A 17,276-nucleotide genomic window follows, 5' to 3' on the forward strand; every position below is an offset into this window, starting at 1 on the left:
GATTGGTCTTGGCAGTTATAATCATTCCCTACCCCATCATATTGAGTGGATACAAAAAATTGCCGATCGATCTTAGGGATGAAACTTCTCCCAGCTTTAAACGTAGACTGGTTTCTGCATTACAATCTGCTGGTGAAGCTTCTATTAATGAGTTTTTGGACAATCCCTATGTTAACGTCACTTTAGAGACTATTAAGGGTTGGAATCAGGCTAAATAGAGCTAGTGTAAGTAAGTTCTACAGCTATTTTGTGGATTCCTATAACTGCATTGAAGTGGTTGTACTTACAAAAGCAAATCACAACCATTTCAAATCATCTTTCTGTTGATATTACCTCTATATTGTTATTGGTTATTGGGTTCTAACCTTGGCGCAACTCTAACTACATTCAATTTCTCTACATTATTTAAAATCTCAGGTGCTACAGTTTTAGGAATACAAACCACATTCCCTGCTCGCATTTTCTCTAGGCGATCGCCAACCACAGAAACCAACTGACTCACCTGCCACCCCAAGATTTCCCCATGTACAGGAATAATCTCAATTTTATCTCCCACTGTCAGAGACTCAACCAGTTGCAAAACAATATTTTCTGATGTTGTCTCCATCACAATTCCCAGATATTCGTGAGTACCCCTACTACTTTCCAACTGCTTATACACAGAATCACTACCCGCAGGAGTTTCCAACGAAGCAGAATCATAGTCACGGTGAGGAATAGACTCTAACTCAGCCACAATTTGATTCAACATTTCTGGAGTTAACTTCCCTGCCGCATAAGCATCGATCGCTTGACGATAAGCTCTACAAGTCAGCGCCACATAAAACGATGATTTCATCCGCCCCTCTATTTTCAGAGAACAAATTTGATGCTCAAAAAACGCTTCTACTTGATGAATACCCCATAAATCTTTAGAAGACATAAAAGTAACCGGGCGATCGTCTGTTTTTTCCGCCAACTGATAAGGAAAACGACAGGACTGAATACAACCACCACGATTAGAATCTCTGCCTGCTGTAAAATTGGAGATTGTACAATTACCAGAATATGCCATACACATAGCACCATGTATAAACATTTCTACATCAATACCAGTTTGCGCTCTAATTTTCCCCCCTTCTGCTATACTAACTTCTCGCCCCACTATCAGACGCTTCACGTCAAACTGTTTCCACATTTGACCAGCATAAGAATTAAGACAAGATGCTTGAGTCGAGAGATGAATGTCAAGATTAGAGCTATTTTTCACCACTCGCAAAACCCCCAAGTCAGAAACAATAACCCCATCAACGCCAATAGATTCCAGAAATTGACAATATTCTGCCAATCCCTCAAAATCATCATCATGGAGAAAAGCGTTCAGGGTAAGGTAGACTTTTGCATGATTTTCGCGAGCAAAATTTACCCCATATTCCAAGTCATAGTCAGAAAAATTATCTGCTCGCGCCCGCAGACCGTATTTTTGCCCTCCCACATAAACAGCATCAGCACCATAGGTAACAGCAACTTTTAGACGTTCGAGATTTTTCGCCGGAGCTAATAATTCTGGTTTCCACATATTATTTATATACATTGATGATTAACTTAAATATTTTAGCTCGAAGGCTCAATGATGGTTTGAGGCTTTATAATTTAAGTCCTATCTAAAAAAGGCCAGAAGGATGAATCAGGATGAATCAGGAACGTGCCGAATGTTTAAAACAATTACTTCGAGAACCAGAAATAGATGCTGATAGCTGTTTGCTGAAAGCTATATAATTAAAATACAGAGGTTTTGTGGAAATTTTGAGGAAAAAAACCATGGTGAAACAACTCGAAACCCAAACTCATCGAGAAATTGTTTATCCCGATAGTGACGGCCAACCAATGGCAGATAATACAGTTCAATTTCGCTGGATAATGGTTATCTACCATAATCTAGCATGACTATTTGCCGAAAATCCTGAAGTCTTTGTCGCTGGAGATTTACTTTGGTATCCAGTACAAGGAGATAATAAGTTGCGTCAAGCGCCAGATGTCATGGTGGTGTTTGGAACACCTAAAGGAGATAGGGGTTCATATCAGCAATGGAAAGAAAATAATATTGCTCCCCAAGTGGTATTTGAAATTCTTTCTCCAGGAAATACTTTGAAGGAGATGAGTAAGAAACGCCTATTTTATGACCGCTATGGTGTGGAGGAGTATTATTTGTATGACCCGGAAAAAAATGATTTGACAGGATGGTTGCGCTCTGAGTCATTACTAGATGTAATTGATGAGATGAATGGTTGGGTTTCTCCAAGATTGGGAATTCGGTTTGAGGTCTTGCCCGAAACTTTGCAACTGTATCGTCCAGATGGTCAATTATTTGCAGATTATTTGGAGGTTCAACAACGGTTGAATGAAGTTCAGGAACAATTGGATAATGTTCAGGAACAATTAGATGAAGAACGTCAGGCCAAAGAAACTGCCGAGGAGGAACTCCAGCAGGAACGTCAGGCCAGAGAAGTTGCTGAGGAACGTGCTAAACGTTTAGAAAAGTTACTTCGAGAAGCACGAATAGATCCAGATATTAAGTAATGAATAATGAACAATGAATAATAAATAATAAATAGGGTTTGCTGAAAAAAAATAAAAGTATTCACAGATAAAGGTTTTAGCCTTTTTAGGTATCAAAAAGTGCGAGCTTTTCGGCTACTCAAGTTCAAAAATTTAGCATTTTGGTCAGACAAAGGCAGAAAAATTAAGGGATGATTCTTCTGACTTCCTATATAATTCCTATTTATCCTGTACGTCGCCAATCCGACGGCTCCCCTACCTGACTCCTTTCCTTACCAAAAGAATTATTCAGCAAACCCTAATTATTAATTATTAATTATTAATTATTAATTATTAAAACTATGGTTCTACCACTACCTCGGTACCTACTTGCACTTTTTGAAATAAGTTAACCACATCTTCATTGTGCATCCGCACGCAACCATGGGAAGCAGCAGATCCAATCGATTCTACAGTAGGAGTACCGTGAAACCCAATGGTGTCTTTGCCATCTGTCCAAAAACCAATCCACCTCAATCCCAGAGCAGTATTTGGCCCTGCTGGCATTACCTCACCCGTCCAGGGGTTCTGCCATTTAGGATTTTCTACCAGTTGAATAACTTTGAAATTGCCTGTGGGAGTTTCCCAACCTGGTTTACCCACAGCTACAGGATAACTAGCAACTTCTTCTTCTCCCTCATATACATATACCCGCCGTTCCCCTAACCGGAGTACGATCCGAACTAACTCTTCTGCTTGTATACCCAAATGTTTTTGGAAGTCTTTGATAGCTCGATCTAATTTTGGCATTAAGCCACCAAACGGTAAATTAGCTTCTACCTGTGTTTGCCGATCGTTATTACTTGTCTGAGCAGTAGGGGTAGAAGCTATGGCTAAATTTTTACTAAATAAAAGAATAATTGCTGTGGTCAGGAAAATAGCTGTTAAATTATATGTTCTTTGGTTGATTTTGCTAATAATATATAGCCATTTATTTGTGGTAGATTGCGTCATCTTTCACTCCTCATGTATCAAATCTAGATGTTATTAAAAGTAATGTTTTGCAAGTTTAATTCAGCTTAGATATTAAAAATGTTTGAACTAAACTCTATTCGTATTTTTTAAGGTTCTACTACGACAGTTGTACCAATCCCCACTTTTTCAAATAGAGCTAGTACATCTTGGTTCAACATTCTAACACAACCATGAGAGGCTGCTTGTCCTATGGTTTCTTCGTTCGGAGTTCCATGAAAACCTATGTAGTTTGTGCCATCTGTCCAAAAACCAATCCATCTTTCCCCCAAGGGATTTTCTGGACCAGGAGGTATAATTTCTCCTGTAAAGGGATGTTTCCAAGAGGGATTTGGTATTTTTTGGATAACTTTATGGGTTCCTGTGGGAGTTTCCCATCCTTCTCTACCAATAGCTATTGGGTAGCTGGTTTTTAATTTGTCATTTTGATAGACATAGACACGGCGATCGCTTAATTTTATGACTAAATGAATTTTTTCATTAGGTTTAATATAAAGTTCATTTAACGCTTTTTTTGTAATTCTTGATTTGGGCTTTATTTGTGACTGGGGTTCGCTTAAATCTGTCGATTTTGTGGAAACTCCAGATTGATTTTTGAGTGGAGTTAAGCCATTGGCTTGTTGTTGTATAAGATTAAATATAATGACTGTACCTAAATTTAGGAAAATCACAAAATAAAAGCGACTAAAAAGGCTGTTATTTTGACTACCATTTACCCAATTAGATGAAAAAAAATTGCTGACTTTTACATTCATTTATTCAATCCTTAACCACATAAAATCTACAGATCGTTTATTATAATTGAAAGTTTAGTCAGCGGCTTAAAATCAACCTCAATTTTTGCAGCTTTAGCTGTTGTGTGGAGTTCGTTGCAGGGTAAAAAATTTGTAGGTATTTTCGGTAGACGTATTCCTGAAGAAAGGTTGTTTACTGCTTTTTCTCATTTATGTTTTGCATCATAGCTTTCTTGCTAGGTTCGAGTATTTTGTTAATATTTCAAAATTAAGTTTTTGAGGATGTAATTTTTGCAGCTACATCTGCTTTAGGAATAGTTGGTTTGTTCCGTGGCATTACTACGGATAAATCATCAATTCTTTCCCCCTACTCCCGTACGGGCGATTCGCGAATCGCCCCTACTCCCTCTTTTACGCAGAGGTCTATTACATTTTGATTATCGTCATACTGCAATGTCTCGCAAAGAATATGAAAAAGTTTTAACTTAAAAGATGAATAATTTAACTAAAAATAAGAAGAAAAAGTATGAAAAGTATGAAAAAAATAGGGATGCAATGTACGAAATATTGGCTAGTATGCAACCTAAAGCAATTAAGAATGCAAAGAATTTATTAGAACAATATTATCCATCAGATCCTGCTAATGATAATCCTTCCACAAGAGTACATTTATTAGTTAAACAACTTAATAGATTTGTTCGTAAATAATCCTTAAACAACAAACTCAATATCTCCTAATATATCTATCTTTTCTTCGAGTCATTAAATTCATCATTTTCATATCTTCTAAGAAATTATTCTGTAGATAACTGATATTTAGTCTCAAATTTCTGCAATCTTTGTTTGGTTCGTTCAATACCATCAGACAAAGACTGTAATTCTTTTTCTACTGCTGCTTTTAATAAAATTTTTAACGATTCTGGATGTTGACATTTAATTTTAAGTTCTGGCATATTTTTTATCTCCTTTAAAAGTGATTTAATGTTGTACTAACCAGACTTCTCCTCTTTTGAGATTATTCATTTTCTGTTTCCCAATCTTCAGCAATCCTAACTAAATAAAGGCAGAAAATCAAAATCTTAATACTGTGACGATTTTTCACAAACAGCATAAAGCATGCTGAAGTTATTGTCAGTTAAGCTATTAGAGCGAATAAATATTTTTCGGTGACGAACGAGCCTGCCTTTGAAACCAGACTAGATGCAAATTTGTTTGCTAGGTTGCCTTGCAGTAGCTGGATTGGATTGAGTATCTATAAATTGCACTGGATCATAAGTATTAATCCACAGATGAGCGCCACATTTTGCTGGTTCGTAAGGCCGATAGACGATTTGGCAAGGACCTGAAATATATAAGTCATAACCATAATCGTTGCGTTCGCCATCCTTAACTGACAATACAGGTTCAAGTTGTTCGGGAGGTTTACCAAAATTACCTTTGATTTTGCTTTGATTAACATGAATCATTTTTGGTTTGGTAGATTGTTGCTTGCGCCATATACCTTTCGGACCGCGCCGAGCTGGAATTATTCTAGGCATACCGCTCCTTGAAACTGGAATTTCCCAGAATCTACCATTTTTTTTGGCTCCTTTCACTCTTCCTTGAGCGAGTAAAACTAATAAACGTTGACGGGAGATACCTAATAAAATAGATGCTTGTTTAGTACCCATGATTTTTTTCTCAACTGTTGAACAATAGTTAAATTTGCTAAACCACAATAAAATTAAAAAAGTTACCTAAGAATAAATATAAACCAATAATTTGGTTTTGTCTACCTATGATTGATGTCTCCAGCGGTTAAAACACCCTGGATTCTAAGCGGATGTACTTATGCGGGCTAAAGCCACGCAACGCACTGCTTACGATATTTTTTGGTTAGACAATCTAACTTATATCGCTGTGGGAGCATCAAAACTCCTCTACCAACCTTGGCTAAGTCAATACTTAGCTGTGTTGCTACTTTTTTGATAATATTAGCTGCACCATTACAGTCAGCATTAATAACTTGACCTTTTGCTGAACGATACAAGCCACGATTTACACGCTTTCCTGATGCTTTCCACCTTTCGGGTTTTTCACCAAATGTCGGTAGAAAATCATCATCTAGAAAACTTGCTTGACTGGTGTAACTTTCCTCAGCCTCTACAAACTTAATCCCATACTGTTCAGAAAGTTCGGCTATTCTAGTCTTTAATGTGGCTGTTGGTATTTGGACAAACTGTTGGTTATTTTTCTTGCCAATGTTAATACCATCTTTTTGGTGTTGATTCCAACCAAAAACTACTGTGCCTATTTGATGCTCAATGCACCAGTTAATAACAAATCTAGCTGCCTTATTAATATTGTCGCGCATCATTCGGTTACGCTTTTCAGTAATAGCAGCAAGTTGGTTATCCCAATAGTCACCAGGCTTGCCTTGCTTCATTTTGGCTACTTGCTTGTTGTACCATTGATTTTGAGATTTAACCTTTCTTCCATCAACTATAAAAGCCTTACCTACATTACTTACGCAGGTTAACCAGTTATTCAATCCTGGATCAATACCTACAGTGCTTTTCAGATTGATGAACCACATCGCCATAATCGAAATCCTGTAGGGGCGATTCGCGAATCGCCCCTACTGTGGTCTACCGAAATGAAAACCGCTGTAAGACATTTCCTGCTATTGGTTGACCTTTTTCTGGTTCTGAGTGTAGATAAACAAATTCCAAGTAAAAACATCTATTCCTAGGGACAAACCTATACTCTTTAATTTTTTCAAAGTCTAGATTACTAGGCATTGGTAGTAAGAAATGGTCAATACCAAACCACGCTTTTACTTGCTTGCCTAATGGGAACTTAAGCATACCATCAACCAACTTCACCCAACGTGCGGGATAACTAACAACAGCTAAACCATCCTTTTTGCGGTATTTTGGTGGTTTAGGCTTCTGTACTAGCTCCGTTCTACTAAACTTACCCAAACTTACCCAAACATGATTGCATGAGTTTTGGAGCTAGCTTCCTGTTTCACTGAAGATCACTGACTCTCGTCTGTAACTTATCTTCTCCACAGGCTTCAACTCGGCGGGAACTCCACCTACTGACTTACATAGTTTTCTAGGTTGACAGCAGCATTAAAATCTCTGTCAGCCTCAAAACCACAGTTGCTACATTCGTATCGTCTCGCACTCAATGGCATTTTCTGTTGATGCCCGCAATGAGAACATATTTGAGAACTTGGATAAAATCTATCAGCGAGCTTTAATTCACTGCCATACCACTCACACTTGTATATAAGCTGACGCTTAAACTCATAAAAGCCACAGTCTGCTATTGCGCTTGCTACTCCCGTGATTTTTGAGCATTCCACTTACATTTAAGTCTTCAATCACTATGGTACTGTGGTTTTTAGCTAACCATGTTGTGACTTTATACAGAAAGCCTCCAGCTTTAAACAGCATTTGGCGACAATAATAAATCCCACAATTTGTCAACTTATTTGCTTCTGTGCATAGGTATTCCAGAATAGCCATTATTTCTGGATTAGTTTTGACTAGGTGTTGTTGGCATCCGTACATTAATCATCACCTCCTGTAGATATAATAGCACTATTAAACATATTATGTCTACACTCGTAATCAAGAAAAAACCAGATGAATACAGAAGAAATCCCCACTCAGTAACATTGATAAATTACCATTTTGTCTTCTGTCCTAAACGTAGAAGGCCAGTATTAGTTGGAGACGTTAAACAGAGATTACAGGAGATTATCTTTGAACTATGTACTGAACATGAGTGGAGATTAATAGCACTAGAAATAATGCCCGATCATGTACACTTATTTTTAGAAGTTGACCCCACCTTTGCACCATCGGTAATTATCAAGCGAGTCAAAGGTAGAGCTTCACATCATTTGAGGAAAGAATTTCCACTTATTACTAAAGTTACCCACACTTTGGACTCAAGCGCTTTTTCTGTGCAACAACAGGAAATGCTTCAACAGAGATTGTTAGGAAGTACATCGAAAACCAAACCGGAGAGTAACGTCGCTTTATTACCCGCGTGTCGCTATTCAACCAGCTGTTAAAACAGGCTGGCTAACTTTCTCTCACCATTTGTTAGGTTTTTTTTGATGCTCGTGATAATAATTTTCCCATTTTCTTGAATAATCTCAAATTATTGGCTTTCTCCTAACAATTCTTTGGGTATTAATAAGCCTTGTTCTGTTGCTGTTAATTTCATTTTTAATTACCTCAAATAATTTTCTATATCAATTCATTAAAATTACTCTATTTCAGAATTGCAATGCTTATCCCAAATTTTCAATTTCCTGTAATACCTCTACCAAAGTAGGAGCATTTGAGGAAATAACATTATCTTCACTTCCATCATGTTTATGATGAGGAAAGTTTGGCAAATTTAGCTTTTTATGGTGTCTAGTATTGTCATAGCGAAAAATCAAGTTTTTGGAGGCATTCATATATTGATATGTGTAAATACCATGATTGATGATTGTTTTAACATTGACAAATTCACGCTAATAAAGAATAGAACCATCTATAAAGTTTATTTCACCTACAATAAAACCTTGATAATCTGTTCGTTCATCAGATGTAATACTGAATGAAGAGACTAATGAGCAAGAGTTAATTACTTCACGAATTTCTTGAACATAATCTTTAATTAACAAACTCAACCACCTTGAAATTTTCTACTTCTTCACAGAGATTTTTCAGCATCCAATATTCTCCAATCCATTCGTCTAATTCTAGGGTTTCTGTAAATTCATCATTTTCATATCTTCTGAGAAATTCTTCTGTAGATAACTGATATTTAGTCTCAAATTTCTGCAATCTTTTTTTGGTTCGTTCAATACCATCAGACAAAGACTGTAATTCTTTTTCTACTGCTGCTTTTAATAAAATTTTTAACGATTCTAGGTTCTCGCATTTAATTTTAAGTTCTGGCATATTTACCTCCTTAGAATATTGTCAATTTCCTGCAATACATCTACTAAAGTAGGAGCATTTGAGGAAATAACATTTTCTTGACTACTCTGATATTTATGGTGGGGAAAATTTGGTAAGTTTAGCTTTTTATGATGTCTCGTATTATTATAGCGGAAAATCAGATTATTTGAGGCAGTCATATATTGATAGGAATACATATCGCGGTCTATTGTTAATTCCACATCTACAAATTATCGCACCATTAAAACAGAATTATATAGAAACTTTATAATGACATATTTATATACCTATAATTCAACTATCAACATCATAATCTATGCAGATAATTAATCCTGCTAGCAACTCTTCAAGAATAAGATTTGAAACCTGCCCAAGATATTTAACAAATCTTTCATTAGCAATGCTAGGAACTTGAAGCACATTACCAGCAGAGTCGTTATCTAAACCATTTTAATCATTTTTCGGTATCGAAATCATAAATGGGCGGTTTTGAAATTTAGGTTGCCATTTAGCTATAGGAATAATAATTCGGACACTGACTGAGCTAAAAATGTTTGAACTAATCACAACTGCCGGGCGAGTTTTTTTATTTCTTGATCTCTAGTTGGGTCTAGTTGTACTAACCATATTTCTCCTATTTTAGGATTATTCATCTTCTGATTCCCAATCTTCTCCATCAAGAATATAAAATTCTGTTAATTCTGAGTCATTTAAAAAATATTCAGCAGTTTTAGCTATTGATGATGTTAATAATTTATGACGCTCCGCTATAGGCAAACGAGCAATTTCTTTGAGGGATAACTGATTTTTAGAATCAACTTGAGATAGCTTCAATTTGTGTTGAATAAACTGAATAAAGTCTAGCACTTCCTGTTGTTTGTCAGGTGGTAATAGTTTCAGATTATCTAGAACTTCTTGTTCAATATTATTATTTGTTATTGCTGTCATAAAAATAATCTCCAACTTATATAAGTCAAACAACAAGCTATAACTACCTCAAAAGACTGTCAATTTCGTGCAATACCTCTACCAAAGTAGGAGCATTTGAGGAAATAACATTTTCTTGACTACCCTCATGTTTATGGTGGGGAAAATTTGGCAAGTTTAGCTTTTTATGATGCCCCGTATTATCATAGCGGAAAATAAAATTATTTGAGGCAGTCATATATTGATAAGAATACATATCACGCTCTACTGTTATTTTCACATCTACAAACTCGCAAAAGTAAAGCATTGAATTGTCTTTAAATCTAGCTTCTCCCCGAATAAAACCTTGATAAGTACCTTGTTTTTTGGGATTAAATGTACAATTTTGAATTATTGAAAATGTCTGAAGAGCTTCATTAAGTAGCTGAAAATGCTGCACTACTTCACAAGCTACTATTGAATCGTGAAGTTGCTGCAAGTAATCCTCAAATAACAAACTCAATATCTCTCAATTTTTCTATCTTTTCTTCGAGTCGTTTCAACATCAAAGCTTCCCCTATCCATTCATCCAATTCTAAAGTTTCTTCAAATTCGTCGTTCTCATATCGAAGCAGAAATTCTTGAGTGGATAACTGATATTTTTCTTCAAATTCTAAGAGTCTTTTTTTGGTTTTAGCAATTCCTGATTTCAGGGATTTTACCCGGTCAGATATCATATTTTCAATGGTGTTTTTTAATGATTCTGGGTGCTGGCATTTAATTTTAAGTTCTGACATATTTATTATCTCCTTTAAAAAAGGCTCGCTTTTGTAAATTCTTCCCATATATGGAAAGGGTTTAACACTGAAGTTTTTTCTTTATTATCCTCTTAAATGGGGAATTTAACTTCTGACTTCTAATCGTTGTGCTTTACCTGCAGCGATATTAGCTTGTAGTTGCAATTCATTTTCTTTGAGTTGGAGAGCGCGTTCCTCTCGTTGTGCTTCACCTTCGGCGATATTAGCTTCTAATTGTAACCCTTCCTCTTGGATAGCAAGAGTACGTTCTTCTCGTTGTACCTGACCTCCCGCAATGTAAGCTTGTAACTTCTGTTGTTCTACTTGCAGCTTTTCTAACCGTGCCTCCCTCTCTTCTCGTCGCTTGAGATATTCAGATTGTGCTTTTATCCATTGTGCTTCTTCCTTAGTTTGCTGCACAATAGCACTCGAATTAGACGATTGCTTTTTTTTCGTTTCGCTCAATTGCTTGGCCTTTGCCTCTGTAAAGCCTTTAGCCAACCCATTCAAAGCACCTCTGGCAGCTTCGTAAACAAACTTACTACCAGCAGCAAATATTTGTACAGGCATAGAATTTAACCTCCTTGTCAAAGTAGCAGTATTTCTAAAATACTCAGGACTTAAGCAAAGACACTTATAGCATTAACCCTTAAAGGTTTATCTATTTGGCGTTAGTGGTGAGCATATTGCCAACCCTAAATTAAACTACTAGCGTGTCTAGACTAAAATTGTGGGTTAGAAGCGAGCAACCTAGAAGACCTCTCCCCCAACCCCTCTCCTGCAAGGAGAGGGGAGCAAGATATTCTCCCCCTTCCCTTGCAGGGAAGGGGGTTAGGGGGTTAGATTTTTTACACCAAACTACGCACTAAAATATTTCGCCACAGGATGATAAGTAACGATCGCCGTGGTAGACTGTTCTGGATAAAGTTGCTCACTCTCATCCATATACATATTAATTCTGTCTACTTGCAACAAGTCTAACTGTTTGAACTGGTCTTGCATATTCGGACAAGCGGGATAACCGAAACTATAACGTGACCCTTGATAACGCTGTTTCAGAAGATCCTTAATATTATCTGCATCCTCTGCAGCGAAACCTAACTCCCGACGAATACGAGTGTGTACCCATTCTGCCATTGCTTCAGCAGTTTGTACTGCCATACCGTGGAAATACAAATAATCTGTATATTCATTCTCAGCAAACAATTTCTGAGCAAACTCAGTCGCTATTTCTCCTACTGTTACAGCGTGCATCGGGAACACATCAATAATTCCCGAATCCTTGGGAGCAAAGAAGTCTGCAATACACAACCGTCGTCCAGACTTTTGCCGTGGAAATTCAAAACTGTTGACAACTGTTGTTGCTTTACCAGTCTTATTCATTTCGTCGGAGTCGTAAATGAAAAGTGTATTTCCTTCTGATTGACAAGGGAAATAACCATAAATTGCTTGGGGATGCAGTAAATTTTCTGCAATTACCCTTGACTTCCAATTTTCCAGAATCGGATAAACTTTCTCTGCTAAAAAGGCATCATACTCTTCCCGTGGTTGTCCTTTAGGTTTGCGGAATTGCCATTGCCCTGCCATCAACGCTTGCAAATCTAAATACCAGAATAATTCCTCGAATGGCATATCTTCTGGTTGTAATAACTTGGTTCCCCAGAATGGAGGAGTCGGGCGAGGGATATCTACTGCTACATCATCGGAACGCCGAGTATCTATCACAACTGGTTCAGCAGGTTTAGTTTCCTCTTTTTCTTCAGACTTATCTTCGGTAGGAGCTTTACCATTACCATTACCATTACCGTTACCGTTTTCTTCAGCAAACTCACCCAAGAAACCTTGAAGGTCATCCCACTGATTTTCTGATTTTGCTGGCATCAACTTATCCATGAAATTCAAGTCAGAAAAAGCATCTTTACCATAAACAACTTGCCCTTTGTAAGTATTTTGGCAATCTCCATGGACGAATTTCGGAGTTAGAGCGGCACCACCTAAAATCACGGGAACTGTAATACCTTCTGCGTTAAATGTTTCCAAGTTATCTTTCATAAATGCGGTTGACTTCACCAATAAACCACTCATGGCGATACAGTCAGCATTATGTTCGCGGTAGGCAGCAATAATATTATCGACTGGTTGTTTAATTCCTAAGTTAACTACCCGATAACCGTTGTTGGAAAGAATGATATCCACGAGATTTTTACCAATATCGTGAACGTCTCCTTTCACAGTTGCAATAACGAAAACTCCCTTAGAATTATCCTCACCAGCCTCATCTGCTTCCATGAAAGGTTGTAGATAAGCAACTGCTGCTTTCATAGTTTGAGCAGACTGCAATACAAATGGTAATTGCATTTGCCCGGAACCGAATAATTCTCCCACTACTTTCATGCCATCTAATAAATAGACGTTGATAATATCTAACGGCGGATATGCTTCTAGAGCTTTTGCCAAAGCATCCTCTAAACCGATACGTTCCCCATCAATAATATGTTGTTTTAAACGTTCTTCAATTGGTAAATTTTGTGTAGCAGAACGGTCTTTTTTAGTGGTTTTACCCTGGAACATTGTCGTTAACTCAGCCAGAGGATCGTAAGTACAAATATCCCCATCAAATTCCCGTTGGTCATATATTAGTTTCCGACAAACTTCTTGCTGTTCTGGTTCAATTTTTGACATGGGTAAAATCTTACTAGCACTAACAATAGATCCATCCAAACCTACTGCCATTGCTTCATGCAAAAATACCGAGTTCAACACTTGTCTTGCTGCGGGATTTAAACCAAACGAAATATTAGAAACCCCAAGCATTATATGACATTCTGGCAACTCTTCCCGAATCCTTTTAATAGATTCAATTGTGGCTTTTCCATTTTCCCTATCCTCTTCAATCCCTGTAGAAACTGGCAAAGCTAAAGTATCAAAGAACAATTCACGGGCAGGAATCCCATATTCTACTGCTGCATCATAAGCTCGTTTTGCTATTTCAAATTTCTTATCCGCCGTCCGCGCCATTCCATCTTCATCAATGGTTCCAATTACCACACCAGCACCATATTTTTTCGCCAATTCTAATACTTTTAAAAAACGAGGTTCTCCATCTTCATAGTTAGTAGAATTGAGCAAACATTTACCGCCAGCAACTTTTAAACCAGCCTCCATTTTTTCCCATTCAGTCGAGTCTAACATCAGAGGCAAATTAACATTTGTGACTAAACGAGATGCTAATTCGTGCATATCTTTAACCCCATCGCGCCCCACATAATCAACGTTAACATCGAGAATATGTGCCCCTTCTTTTACCTGAGATTTTGCCAGAGCAACTAAACCATCCCAATCTTCATTATTGAGTAAAGTTCGGCATTTTTTAGAACCACTAGCATTCAGTCTTTCACCAACAATTAAAAATGAATTATCTTGTTCATAAGTTTCGGAAGAATAGATAGAAGCTGCTGATGGAACATACTTATATTCTCGTTCTTTTGGTGTGAGAGTTTCAGTAATTTCAGCTAATGCTTGAATATGGTCTGGACGAGTACCACAACAACCGCCGATCACTTGCACTCCTAGGTCTTCAACGAAGTGCATTAATGCCATTTTCAACTCTATTGGAGTTAATCTGTAGTGAGCTTGTCCGCCGATATTTTCTGGCAAACCAGCATTGGGAATACAAGAAATAACAAAAGGAGAATTTTCTGACAAATAACGAATATGTTCCTTCATTAAATCAGGACCAGTCGCACAATTTAATCCTAAAATATCAATAGAATAAGGTTCTAAAATTGTCACAGCAGCATTAATCTCTGAACCTACTAACATAGTGCCAAAAGCTTCCATAGTTATTGACACCATAATAGGGCGACGTTCCCCTTTTTTAGCAAAAGTTTCTTCTATACCATTTAAAGCAGCTTTTATTTGTAAAACATCCTGACAAGTTTCCACAAGAAATAAATCTACTCCCCCATCCCAAAGACCTTCTGCTTGTTCGGCAAAACCATCTTTTAAGGTGTCAAAATCAATATGTCCGAGGGTAGGTAATTTTGTTCCTGGTCCCATTGATCCAGCAACAAATCGAGGCTTTTCGGGGGTAGAAAATTCCGCAGTTGCAGACTTTGCTAATTCGGCTGCTGTTTTATTAAGATAGTAAGCTTTGTCTGATAAATCATATTCTGCCAAGACAATTTTTGTCCCACCAAAGGTGTCAGTTTCTATCACATCAGCACCTGCTGCAAGGAAATCTCGGTGGACCTTAGCTACGGCTTCTGGCTTACTATGGACAAGATATTCGTTACAACCTTCATACTCTGCACCGCCGAAATCTTCAGCGGTTAGTTCTTGGACTTGTAGGTTAGTACCCATTGCCCCATCAAAGACGATAACTGGGCGTTCTGGACTATGTAGACGATTTAAAAATGGGCTGTTCATCATTGAGTATTTAATATTTAGGTGTTAATATTTATACTACTCTTTTCAGAGTTTGAAAGCAATTTATTTTCTCTATGATAATATGGATTTTGGGGTGTTAAGTAAGTAAGCATAAATAAATATAAAACTAAGAAACAGGTGTCGGAGGAAAGAAATTATCTATTCCCTATTGCTAAATTAGCTGTTTCTTCTCTTATATTTTTTGTGTTTTATTGTAAGCATTCAGGTAGCTCCCCTTTAGCTTTTCCTGCAGAATGCTAGTTCAACAATTAATAATTAATAATTAATTATTACCTCTCCTTGAAAAGGGATAGGATTGACTAAAAGGAAAATTTTTTCAAGTTTCTCCTTGCTCATGAGAGGCTTTAAACCTTAATTATTCGGTAAACAATTTTTCCTTAGTAATAATCCTGCACTAAGTAATTAATGAAAAAGATTAGCAAAGAATGATTTGAGAGTAACTTTTAATTGTTCCTCAATCTTTCAACTCTAATTCTTCCTTCAAAAACAATAAGTTAATAGCTGATAGCTGTTAGCGCAGCTACGACCCAGGAGGCAAGAGGCTAGCTGACCGCTGAATGCTTACGTTTTATTTTATCTATATACTTATAGCAATTATCAATATATTGTACAGAGTTAAATAATAACTAAAATCTACTGAAAATTATTTAAATGATGGCTTAGTAGCTGATGATTCATAACTTCCAACCTCAAAAATTATTGATTAGTCAAAATACTATCTTATTCAGCAAATACGATGAATTTTTTATCTATAGGACTTACCCAAAGAAACCCGGTTGCTAGGAAAAATCCTTGGTTTTAACAGCACAATAGACATATAAGAAAAAACCGAATTTCTGGGTGCGGGTGCCTAAGTTATGGGCGTTGCATAGTTGTGGGATGATAATTAAATTTGCACGCATCTGAAACTTTTGATTGATCGGGCTAAATTTTTGGATACATATCAAAATCATCCCTTGATAATGCAACGCCAAGTTATGATGTATTTTTGATCGTCGCGATGCTCTGATTTTTCTGGAACCTAGGTCTTATACCATTCTTGAAAACAAAATGTTATGAATAATAAAGAATAATTAAAATACTTTACATGAGATGTTCCTTTGACTAAAAAGAGAAACTCCGCTTGAATAAATAGTATTTAAGCTATTTATTCTGATATATAATCAGGTTATATAATATATAGCAATCCTATTTTATTCGTGTCAAAAATCTTACTGCTTTTTAGGGAACAGGGAACACTTAACTCTTAACAGGTAAGAGTTTCAGTTTTTTTATTTACTTTTTGATTACCCGCAACCTATGCGCGGATTGCTATATGTTGATAATTCTATAATTACTTCAAGCCTTCAATCTCCCCTACTCCCCTACTCCCTACCCCCAACTATATAATAAGTATTCAACCGGATTTGATATGACTCCTGACTCGGAGACTCCTAGAAAAAGTCTAACTATTTGTAGCAAAAATTTATCACGCTTACTGTGAGATAGTAGATTTTTCCAGAGCATTATTCAGAAAATTTGGAAAATTGAGTATAAGACCCCACGGTCTTCAAAGTGTCCACAATTAATTGGAGTGAATCTCCATACTCTTAAAGCTAAAACATGACCTACAACCTACAACCTTATTCAATGGGAATGAGTACCAGATATCATATCAAATTCGGTAGTATTCGTTATTATCAAATGGTACAAAAAGGGTTTGTGGGGCGGATGTCGGTATTTTGGGTATCTCATACAAACCCGATTTATCAACGAGTCTCTCGTCGAAATTATATCACTCCTAAGCTAGAGAATTTAATATCATTAATAATCATCCTGATGGATTTTCCTTAACAATAAATACTCTAAAAAAAACTGATTATTTTCTTGAATAAAAAAGAATGAAACAG

18 protein-coding genes and 4 pseudogenes are annotated in these 17,276 nt (G+C 36.7%); 5 read left to right on the forward strand and 17 right to left on the reverse strand.

Annotated elements, in window-relative coordinates; genetic code table 11:
• Positions 1 to 218, forward strand: a pseudogene (locus ACP6PM_RS17225) (hypothetical protein); the annotation flags it as partial.
• Between the two features lie 125 nt (positions 219 to 343).
• Here the strand turns inward: ACP6PM_RS17225 and ACP6PM_RS17230 are convergent.
• Complete coding sequence (locus ACP6PM_RS17230; protein ID WP_426586715.1) at positions 344 to 1,573, reverse strand: peptidase U32 family protein; 1,230 nt, start codon at positions 1,571 to 1,573, stop codon at positions 344 to 346.
• Positions 1,574 to 1,800: 227 nt separating this feature from the next.
• Between ACP6PM_RS17230 and ACP6PM_RS17235 the strand changes: the two are divergent.
• A pseudogene (locus tag ACP6PM_RS17235) lies at positions 1,801 to 2,559 on the forward strand (Uma2 family endonuclease).
• A 318-nt stretch (positions 2,560 to 2,877) separates the two neighbouring features.
• Here the strand turns inward: ACP6PM_RS17235 and ACP6PM_RS17240 are convergent.
• Positions 2,878 to 3,531 carry a L,D-transpeptidase gene (locus tag ACP6PM_RS17240; RefSeq protein ID WP_426586717.1) on the reverse strand — a complete coding sequence of 218 codons (654 nt, stop codon included), beginning with the start codon at positions 3,529 to 3,531 and terminating at the stop codon, positions 2,878 to 2,880.
• Positions 3,532 to 3,638: 107 nt separating this feature from the next.
• Complete coding sequence (locus ACP6PM_RS17245) at positions 3,639 to 4,304, reverse strand: L,D-transpeptidase (protein WP_426586719.1); 666 nt, start codon at positions 4,302 to 4,304, stop codon at positions 3,639 to 3,641.
• A 471-nt stretch (positions 4,305 to 4,775) separates the two neighbouring features.
• Between ACP6PM_RS17245 and ACP6PM_RS17250 the strand changes: the two genes are divergently transcribed.
• On the forward strand, positions 4,776 to 4,991 hold the full coding sequence (locus ACP6PM_RS17250) for an RloB domain-containing protein (protein WP_426586721.1): 216 nt from the start codon (positions 4,776 to 4,778) through the stop codon (positions 4,989 to 4,991).
• Between the two features lie 86 nt (positions 4,992 to 5,077).
• Here ACP6PM_RS17250 and ACP6PM_RS17255 read toward each other — a convergent pair whose 3' ends face one another.
• The 5 genes and pseudogenes from ACP6PM_RS17255 to ACP6PM_RS17275 all read right to left on the reverse strand — a co-directional run.
• Positions 5,078 to 5,236, reverse strand: a complete 159-nt coding sequence (locus ACP6PM_RS17255; protein ID WP_426586723.1) for a hypothetical protein — start codon at positions 5,234 to 5,236, stop codon at positions 5,078 to 5,080.
• A 243-nt stretch (positions 5,237 to 5,479) separates the two neighbouring features.
• Positions 5,480 to 5,953: a hypothetical protein gene (locus ACP6PM_RS17260; RefSeq protein ID WP_426586725.1), complete on the reverse strand. Its 474-nt coding sequence runs from the start codon at positions 5,951 to 5,953 to the stop codon at positions 5,480 to 5,482.
• A 167-nt stretch (positions 5,954 to 6,120) separates the two neighbouring features.
• Positions 6,121 to 6,864 (reverse strand): RNA-guided endonuclease InsQ/TnpB family protein, encoded by a 744-nt coding sequence (locus ACP6PM_RS17265; RefSeq protein ID WP_426586727.1) that lies wholly within the window; start codon positions 6,862 to 6,864, stop codon positions 6,121 to 6,123.
• A 46-nt stretch (positions 6,865 to 6,910) separates the two neighbouring features.
• Positions 6,911 to 7,246, reverse strand: a complete 336-nt coding sequence (locus tag ACP6PM_RS17270) for a hypothetical protein (protein ID WP_426586729.1) — start codon at positions 7,244 to 7,246, stop codon at positions 6,911 to 6,913.
• A 116-nt stretch (positions 7,247 to 7,362) separates the two neighbouring features.
• Positions 7,363 to 7,702: pseudogene (locus ACP6PM_RS17275) on the reverse strand (RNA-guided endonuclease InsQ/TnpB family protein); the annotation flags it as partial.
• A gap of 185 nt (positions 7,703 to 7,887) precedes the next feature.
• Between ACP6PM_RS17275 and tnpA the strand changes: the two are divergent.
• Positions 7,888 to 8,309: pseudogene (gene tnpA / locus ACP6PM_RS17280) on the forward strand (IS200/IS605 family transposase).
• Positions 8,310 to 8,574: 265 nt separating this feature from the next.
• On the opposite strand, the gene ACP6PM_RS17285 reads toward tnpA, so the two are convergent.
• From ACP6PM_RS17285 to metH, 9 genes are all read right to left on the reverse strand, one after another.
• Positions 8,575 to 8,778, reverse strand: coding sequence for a toxin-antitoxin system TumE family protein (locus ACP6PM_RS17285; protein ID WP_426586820.1), 204 nt, complete (start codon positions 8,776 to 8,778; stop codon positions 8,575 to 8,577).
• 166 nt (positions 8,779 to 8,944) lie between these two features.
• Entirely contained in the window at positions 8,945 to 9,235 is a 291-nt protein-coding gene (locus ACP6PM_RS17290; protein WP_426586731.1) for a hypothetical protein, read from the reverse strand.
• Positions 9,236 to 9,237: 2 nt separating this feature from the next.
• A complete protein-coding gene (locus tag ACP6PM_RS17295; protein ID WP_426586733.1) occupies positions 9,238 to 9,456 on the reverse strand; it encodes a toxin-antitoxin system TumE family protein in 219 nt (72 codons plus the stop codon).
• A gap of 229 nt (positions 9,457 to 9,685) precedes the next feature.
• The gene (locus ACP6PM_RS17300) at positions 9,686 to 9,802 is read right to left on the reverse strand and encodes a hypothetical protein (protein ID WP_426586735.1); all 117 of its coding nucleotides are present in this window, start codon (positions 9,800 to 9,802) and stop codon (positions 9,686 to 9,688) included.
• A 78-nt stretch (positions 9,803 to 9,880) separates the two neighbouring features.
• A complete protein-coding gene (locus ACP6PM_RS17305) occupies positions 9,881 to 10,183 on the reverse strand; it encodes a hypothetical protein (RefSeq protein ID WP_426586737.1) in 303 nt (100 codons plus the stop codon).
• 43 nt (positions 10,184 to 10,226) lie between these two features.
• A complete protein-coding gene (locus ACP6PM_RS17310; RefSeq protein WP_426586739.1) occupies positions 10,227 to 10,658 on the reverse strand; it encodes a toxin-antitoxin system TumE family protein in 432 nt (143 codons plus the stop codon).
• Positions 10,648 to 10,938: a hypothetical protein gene (locus ACP6PM_RS17315; protein WP_426586744.1), complete on the reverse strand. Its 291-nt coding sequence runs from the start codon at positions 10,936 to 10,938 to the stop codon at positions 10,648 to 10,650. The genes ACP6PM_RS17310 and ACP6PM_RS17315 overlap by 11 nt, the downstream gene beginning before the upstream one ends.
• A gap of 105 nt (positions 10,939 to 11,043) precedes the next feature.
• Complete coding sequence (locus tag ACP6PM_RS17320) at positions 11,044 to 11,508, reverse strand: hypothetical protein (RefSeq protein ID WP_426586746.1); 465 nt, start codon at positions 11,506 to 11,508, stop codon at positions 11,044 to 11,046.
• Positions 11,509 to 11,796: 288 nt separating this feature from the next.
• Positions 11,797 to 15,366 carry a methionine synthase gene (gene metH / locus ACP6PM_RS17325; protein ID WP_426586822.1) on the reverse strand — a complete coding sequence of 1,190 codons (3,570 nt, stop codon included), beginning with the start codon at positions 15,364 to 15,366 and terminating at the stop codon, positions 11,797 to 11,799.
• A gap of 1,623 nt (positions 15,367 to 16,989) precedes the next feature.
• Here metH and ACP6PM_RS17330 point away from each other — a divergent pair.
• On the forward strand, positions 16,990 to 17,220 hold the full coding sequence (locus ACP6PM_RS17330) for a hypothetical protein (RefSeq protein WP_426586748.1): 231 nt from the start codon (positions 16,990 to 16,992) through the stop codon (positions 17,218 to 17,220).
• The last annotated feature ends 56 nt before the right edge of the window (positions 17,221 to 17,276 follow it).

The sequence above is a fragment of the Dapis brunnea BLCC-M229 genome, assembly GCF_050015995.1.
In the GTDB taxonomy this organism is placed as follows: Bacteria; Cyanobacteriota; Cyanobacteriia; order Cyanobacteriales; family Microcoleaceae; genus Trichodesmium.